Origin of the sequence: Microcoleus sp. S13_C3 (assembly GCF_036700905.1) — a bacterium.
Taxonomy (GTDB): domain Bacteria; phylum Cyanobacteriota; class Cyanobacteriia; order Cyanobacteriales; family Microcoleaceae; genus Microcoleus.
In genome coordinates, this window is record NZ_JAUBPT010000036.1 from 47,840 (window position 1) to 55,522 (window position 7,683).

5 protein-coding genes are annotated in these 7,683 nt (G+C 47.9%); 2 read left to right on the forward strand and 3 right to left on the reverse strand.

The features are described 5' to 3' along the window. Positions 1-376: 376 nt before the first annotated feature. Positions 377-733 (reverse strand): hypothetical protein, encoded by a 357-nt coding sequence (locus QUA16_RS12635; RefSeq protein WP_333103675.1) that lies wholly within the window; start codon positions 731-733, stop codon positions 377-379. Positions 734-2,017: 1,284 nt separating this feature from the next. On the opposite strand from QUA16_RS12635, the gene QUA16_RS12640 reads away from it, so the two are divergent. Next, on the forward strand, positions 2,018-4,327 hold the full coding sequence (locus QUA16_RS12640; protein WP_333103674.1) for a protein phosphatase 2C domain-containing protein: 2,310 nt from the start codon (positions 2,018-2,020) through the stop codon (positions 4,325-4,327). Positions 4,328-4,489: 162 nt separating this feature from the next. Then, the gene (locus QUA16_RS12645; protein ID WP_333103673.1) at positions 4,490-5,215 is read left to right on the forward strand and encodes a glycosyltransferase family 25 protein; all 726 of its coding nucleotides are present in this window, start codon (positions 4,490-4,492) and stop codon (positions 5,213-5,215) included. 393 nt (positions 5,216-5,608) lie between these two features. Here the strand turns inward: QUA16_RS12645 and QUA16_RS12650 are convergent, their stop codons facing one another. Both QUA16_RS12650 and gap read right to left on the reverse strand, forming a co-directional pair. Continuing rightward, on the reverse strand, positions 5,609-5,974 hold the full coding sequence (locus tag QUA16_RS12650) for a DUF1823 family protein (protein ID WP_333103672.1): 366 nt from the start codon (positions 5,972-5,974) through the stop codon (positions 5,609-5,611). Between the two features lie 158 nt (positions 5,975-6,132). Continuing rightward, positions 6,133-7,164 (reverse strand): type I glyceraldehyde-3-phosphate dehydrogenase, encoded by a 1,032-nt coding sequence (gene gap, locus QUA16_RS12655; protein ID WP_333103712.1) that lies wholly within the window; start codon positions 7,162-7,164, stop codon positions 6,133-6,135. Positions 7,165-7,683 lie beyond the last annotated feature (519 nt).

Here is a 7,683-nt window from a genome sequence, read left to right on the forward strand (position 1 = left end):
GATCGGGCGATCGGCATTTATGTCAACTTAAGATTGAAACCCATAATAAATGTCGCTTGTAGCTGAGTTTCGATCCCTCCTATTCCTCTTAATCAGGGGAGTACGGCAGGGCGGTTTCATTTTCTTGTAGGGATCGTGCTACCCCTACTCCCCGTGCCGGCCCTTGTGGTCTGACTGCCGATCGAATTGTCTAGGTCGGGGGTAGGCACGGGGGCACTACCCCTACAAAATTCATGTTTTTGGTGAGAATGAAACCGCCCTGGGAGTACGGGGGGAAAAGAGGGTTCTGTTTCCTCTCTCGCTTTGGGGATGGAGGGGGATGTAGACTTGGATACAGAGGAAAGGTGGAGATGGGGAGAATTGAGAAAATCTGCTTTTATTCTTCTTCCTGCTTGTTTCTGACTCCTGACTCCTGACTCCCGGCTTCTTCCTTCTCCCGACTGGCCTCGGAGTTCTCCCCCGCCTCCCCAGCATCAACCGGAGAATTTGGAACGCGATCTCGTTCCAAAAACTGTTTAACTGCGACTTGGCGGTTGGCCATAAACTGACCCCAAGCGCCGGGAAACATCCCATCCAAGGTTTCCACCAGTGCCCAAACCTCAAGATTCATCACTTGGTAATAGAAACTGTGAGAATGTTGAATGCTAGTGAGTATTTCGTCTATTTCAACAGCAGGCGGCAGCTTCGGATCGGGCAAATTCTTGGGAAAGGCGCTGGGATCATGTGGGTGCATGGTTCAATACTCAACAGCTTGCAGAGGCCGGTCAGTCGATTTGAGATTTTAGATTTTAGATTTTAGATTGATTCCACAGATGAATCTGCGGGCTTGAACTAATATCTAATTTTTTTTGCTCTCCACGACTCCTGTCGGGGGCTTGCGTCCATCAGTCGATTTGAGATTTTAGATTTTAGATTTGAGATTGACTCCACAGATGAATCTGGGCGCTTGAACTAATATCTAATTTTTTTTGCTGTCCACGATTCCTGTCGGGGGCTGGCATCCGTCAGCTGATTTTAGATTTTAGATTTTAGATTTTAGATTGACTCCACAGATGAATCTGCGGGGCTGTATCCGTCTTTGGGTAGGGTTAAATTTAACTTCTGTTGCGAAACTAGCGTGCGAGGCACAGATGACCCTTCGCGAGAAAACCGACAATTGATATTTATTTATACCTGTCGGCTCAGGTGATTTCTACCTAGCTGCATCATACCATTATAGTTAGTCTAAAATTTCAATTCCCTTGAGTGCTGCGATTTCTTCGGAAATGACCACTATCAGGAATATGCTGAAAACAGCGTCAGAAACCTCAGCCTAAAGGCGTGAGGCTTGAAAGAGAAATCTAACAGGCCATTCTGACCAGACTAAGCTTTAAATAGCTACGTTATTTAGGTCACGACACCCGCTTGATGCGAAGCTAGTCCCTTGCTCTGTCGCTAGTGGTTAAACAGTCTTAAGGTCACGCTCGACAGTGCTGCTAGCCGGCGCAAGCCTTTATAACTTTGTCGAAGCTAACTTTACCCCAGAAATGGGAGTTTGGGGCAACCATTCCCCAAAAATCGGAGAGGTTGCATAAAATTCCCTCTCCGACCCCGAAAGGGGATTTAATTCAATGTAAAGCCGTCCTATAAGGACGGGGCTTCAGCCCTCCGCTTCGCTCCACCCAGTTTTTTGGTGATTTCAAGCCAATGACTGGGGTGTGGCGCGATCGTCTAACCGTGAAAGCTCATAGCAAGATTCATCCGACCGTCAACAAAATGGTAAACTGTTCGTGTCAGTACAAGACATTAAAACCTACCCCTAGACTGGGGAAAGTCAGATATCACTACGCACACAACAGTGGAAACGTGGTGAGCCCGGAAACCTGAAAAATCAGGAGATTAGGACTGCGAAGTCTTAAGAATCTCCGTCTGTTGAGAAAGCGGGGGTGTCAAATAATCGCCACGTATCAACCCGTCGAGGTTCAATCGCTAAAATAGTTCAGATCAGCACGCTTGCCCCAAGGCGTCAGGAACCCTTATGCAAAACTCTGTGGCAAAACACTACTTATGGGCTTTAGGTGAAGGGATCAAAGGGTGTAAGCCAGGCGATCTGATCGCTGGTCGCTACTTGGTCAAGCGCGATCGACTTCTTGTCGATACTCAACCCGAACACTTGCCGGAACTGCCCGAAGAGATTCCGAGTGTTGTCACTCCTTATCTGAGACTGTTTGCCTATCAGTTGCACGTACCTCAAGTATACGGCCTGGTATCGTCCAAGATGAGCAAGCTATCGGGAGATATCTGGCTGCTGGAAAACGTGCCTATTTTGAAGGTGACGGAATCTTTAATGCCGGAATTGGCGGATTCCTGGAAAGGATCCGCAGCGATGCGCCAGCTCAATTGGCTGTGGCAAATGGCCCAGTTGTGGCAACCTTGTATCGCTCAGGGCGTGGCTTCGACGCTGCTGACTCCCGAACTGCTACGGGTGGAAGGGCAATTGGTGCGGTTTCTGGAATTGCAGCCCGATCGCAAACCGCCTCATTTGTCGCAGTTGGGCAAATTGTGGCAGCAGTGGCTCGAAGATGCTCACCCGGCTATTGCCAATTTTTTGAGGCAACTTTGCCAGCAAATGGTTGCCGGTCAAGTGCGCCACGGCGAACAACTAATGAGCCAGTTGGATAAAGCTTTGGCAAAGTGCGGTCGATTTTACGATCGTCACGTTGAAATTGCCACGGGCACGGATGTAGGCAGATCCCGCGCTCACAACGAAGATGCTTGCTATCCGCCCAGCGGTACGCTGTTGGCAGGAAGCCCGGGTGCGGAAGCTTGCGCGATCGTCTGCGACGGTATCGGTGGACAAGACGGGGGCGAAGTCGCTTCGGAAGAAGCAATTGGTGTGCTGCGCGACAAGTTGCAGCAAATGCCCCTGCATCAGGCTAATTGGGACCCGTTGAGCCTGACTTCCAAGCTGGAACGGGCGGCTTGTGCTGCTAATGACAAGATAGCCAGTCGCAACGACAGCGAACACCGCCAAGGCCGCCAGCGGATGGGAACTACGCTAGTTATGGGTTTAGCCCACATTCACGAACTCTACGTCGCCCACGTCGGAGACAGTCGGGCTTACTGGATTACCCGCACCGGATGCTATCAAGTTACTCTCGATGATAATGTGGCTTGCCGCGAGGTGCGGTTGGGCTACTCTCTCTACCGGGATGCTTTGGAACAAGTGGCCGCCGGAGCTCTGATTCAAGCTTTGGGGATTACTTCGTCCAACACTTTGCACCCGACTGTGCAGCGTTTTCCGGTGGATGAAGACTGCGTTTTGCTGCTGTGTTCTGACGGTTTGAGTGATAAAGACCGGGTTGAGGAATGTTGGGAAGCGGAGATTTTGCCAATTCTCGACGGTAGCATTAATTTGGCTAAGGCGCGCGATCGACTGATTGAGATTGCTAATACTAGAAACGGTCACGATAACGTCACTGTTGCTTTAATTCACTGTCAAGCACATTTGAGGGAAGACGGCAATACTTTTACAGAACTGTCTGTCGCACCTTTAGATACGCCGATCGAACTAATTTCCGATAGCGAGGATCTGCCAACGGATTTGACCGAAAGCACAAGCCTTGGCGAGGGGAATTCTCAAGGAAAAACGCAGTTGTTACAGCCGGAAAAAAGCAAAAGTTTATTTTCGCTGCTGCTGAAAATTTTATTTTTATTGGGTTTGGGGGGTGTATTTGCTTATTTTTTCATCCCTCCGGTGGGTCGCGCGATCGATACTGCCGGGGAGTCGATTTTCGGGAAACGCGGTTTAATTAATGCTGGAAGCACGCCGGAGAAAACAGTTGAATCTGTAGCTTCTCCGGTCCAATCTTTAGAAACAGGCTCGTTTATAGAGATTAAAACTTCTGCGGCTGGGGAATTGGGAAAAAAGGGCGATCGCTTGGATTTGCGAGGCGCAATCGGTGAGTTGACTGTCAAAGGAACAGTCCCAGCCGGCAGTGTTTTGCAGGTGACAAACAAACAGCTTACACCTCAAGGCAATTGGCTGGAATTGAAAGTTTGTTCGATTCCTGAAATAGTGCGATCGAACTCTCCCAAACCCCAGTCAAATAAAGATTTTTCTACAGTTTCAAAACCGACAGTGAATCCATCTCCCGCTGTAGCAACTCCGTCGCCTTCCCAGGCAGTTAAGCCAACAGTTGAAGTAGAAAGCGCCAAGCTGCAACCGGGGGAAATCGGATGGATTCAAGAACAAGCTGCTGTTTCTAAAGTAGTGTCTAACCTAGCCTTAAACCCTACTCAAAAGGGAAAATGCGTTGATTCTGACTCAAACCCCAAGGCTAATTAAACTGTTAATAGTACATCCTGCCGAGGTAATTTGAATAAGTTTAGGAAAATGGAAGATGCAGCTTGCTAAAAATAGAATAGTTTAAGGCAGACACAGACATCAAATAAAATTTGAGACCGCTCAAGCCGAAGATTCCTCAACTTTTTGATTCGAGATCAAACTATGACGAAAATTACCGACTATTTCCAGGGAGTTTATGCGGTAAATCTCCCTGAGAGGAAAGACCGACGCCAACTCATAGTCAAGGAATTAGAGGAAGCAGGAATGCCCCTCACGCCCCATAAGGTTGAGATATTTCCCGCAATCCGCCCCGACGATGCTGGAGGTTTCCCCAGCATTGGGGCGAGGGGATGCTTTTCCAGTCATGTAGCTATCCTCAAGCAGGCCAAAGATAAGGGGTTGAGCAATATTTTGATTGTAGAAGACGACCTAGAAATTTCAGCAAAGTTCAGAACAGACCAAGCTGTTATCCTCGAACAACTGTGTCAGCAAGATTGGGATTTCGTCTACTTCGGACACGTCGAAGAGGTTGAACAAAAGTCTCCTGTCGCCCTCGTGCCCTTTTCGGATGGGGTGATGACCACTCATTTTTACGCTGTAAATGGCAGGATTTTCGATCGCCTCCTGCGGTTTCTGGAAGAAGTGCAACAGCGACCTCCGGGACATCCCGACGGGGGCCCGATGCACCTCGACGGAGCTTATTCTACTTTCCGATCTCAAAATCCCGATGTTGTCACGTTGATTGCTTCTCCAAATCTGGGGTGGCAAAGGAGCTCCCGTAGTGACATCTATCCTAATCAGTGGTTTGACCGTGTACCTGGGTTTAGGCAATTAGCAGGTGCAGCCAGAACCAGCAAATCAAGGCTGAAGCGTTGGCTTTCTAGTTAATTGAATTCGAGTTTAAAACCCTTCGCTTATATCAAATCTGTTAGCACAATCGCCCGGAAAATAATTAATACCAAATCCGGGTTTATTATTCCCTTTATGAAAGAGGCGGTTGATACCTTTTGACCTCAAATTATACACATAAAGTCTGCCGCAGTCCGGTGTCAGGGTTCGGGGTGAGGATGTTGGAATTGGCTGGTTTTAGTGTGTTTTGACTTTCAACAGGCTTAATTTTTGTTAATTAACCGCAGAGGACGCAGAGGACACAGAGAAAGAAAGGAAGAGTTTAATCAAGCTTTCAATCCTTGATAGGGATTTAGGGGTTTTCCTGCCAAAAAATCTCCTATCTCTGTACTCTAACGGTGGCAACCACCGCACAGCCATCCAAAATTCCTCTTACGCCCCAGCTTCCATAAAACCCATCAACCAATTAGCCATCGTCGCCCTGCGAGTCTGTTTCGGCCCGAATTCCCCAATTTTATAGCCCTTAAACCCCAATTTTTCCTTCAGCAACTGCTTGTTTTCTGGAGGGGTCGATCGAGTCAATTTCACCGTCGCCGGCCTAGAATCGATAAAATCCGGCGGTTCCGGGTACTCTTGCCGCCACTCGGCTGCAACACCTGCACTGTTCCACTTGCCAGTCTCGGCATCCCAGCGGTAGCCCAGATACAGCCAAACTAATCGGTTGACGGCAGCATCGTCGATTTCTTCGTTGAGAATAGCCCAAATAGTTTCGTTATTCAACGGTGGTAATTCAGACATAAGCGCGATCGAATCGGAAACAAAAAAAGTTTAACTCACATTAGGTAACATTATCAGGAACGGGCTCTCCGGCCCGTTCCACAAAAAATCCTAGGAATTTGTTTGTGGGGAGTAGGGGTTGGGCACGCGAACCCGCCCAAAATGCCACACGCCAAATATTACTTATTCAAAATTCCGTCTTTCTCGGCCATCGACAGCATCAAGTCAATCACGCGGGAAGAATAACCCCACTCATTGTCGTACCAGGAAACAACTTTAAAAAACTTAGAATTCAGTTCAATTCCCGCACCTGCATCGAAAATGCTCGATCGCGCGTCGCCCTGAAAATCTGTCGAAACCACCGCATCCTCAGTATATCCAAGAATGCCTTTGAGTTCGCCCTCCGAAGCTTTTTTCATTGCCTCGCAAATTTCTTTATAGCTAGTTTCCTTCGCCGTTTTGAAAGTAAGGTCAACTACAGACACGTCGGGAGTTGGCACCCGCAAAGCCATTCCCGTCAATTTTCCTTTCAATTCTGGCAACACCAAAGTAACAGCTTTTGCTGCACCGGTCGAAGATGGAATAATATTTTGAGCCGCACCGCGTCCTCCCCGCCAATCTTTTTGGCTGGGGCCGTCTACAGTTGGTTGAGTAGCTGTCATTGCGTGAACTGTCGTCATTAAACCTTCTTCCAAGCCGAAGTTATCGTTGATTACTTTGGCAATTGGTGCTAAACAATTCGTCGTACAGCTAGCATTAGAAACAACAGTATCTTTTGCCGGGTCAAATTTGTGGTGGTTGACCCCTACTAGAAAAGTTGGAACTTTTTCCGGGTCTTTTGTCGGTGCTGAAAGTATTACTCGTTTGGCTCCCGCCGTCAAGTGTTTTGATGCGCCTTCAAAGTCTGTAAACAATCCGGTAGATTCTACAACATAATCTGCGCCGGATTTACCCCAGGGCAATTCGGCAGGATTTCTAATCGCTGTACAGGGGATAAATAGTCCGTCAACGACAATCCCGTCTGGTTTGCTTTCAACTTCGCCGTCGTAAATGCCGTGGGTGGAGTCGTATTTGAAAAGATAAGCTAGGTTTTCTGGCGAAACTAAGTCGTTAATGCCGACAAATTGGATGTTGGGGTTTTTGATGCCGGCGCGCATGACTAGCCGTCCGATGCGACCAAATCCGTTGATGCCAACTTTTAATGCAGCCATGTTTAAACTCCTATTGAAAATATCGTTAGTCGATCGGGCGTTAGCGACGCCCGCCCCTACGGGGGCTACGCCAACGAAGAGGATCGCCTGTTGTGGCTTAGAATTTACCACGCTTACGGATTTTTGCAACTGATTCTTTTCTATCTCTTAAGAATTCTGAATTCTGCCGCGGCTGGGAAGGGCAATTAATCCTGAAAAGACCGCTGACTAATGGCTAATGGCTGATTTTTGTCAACTTGTAAAAGTGCTATAATAGACAGAAAATATTTTCAAAATTGCCTTTTTTAAATCAGCCTAAAGTAATAATAAAAAACTTATCCAAAAGGAGAAACGGATTGGCATTCTCACCAGTGGCGATTGTGGGAACCAAAGCCTAGGATGAAAGTCGCAGATACGCGCAAGGACACAGCACTGCCGTGTCCATACACATATGGCGTACAATCTATAGCAATCCTTGCAGGAGTCGTAAATTTTTTACCCCACCCCAACCCTCCCCGAACTCGCGGGGAGGGAGTAAGA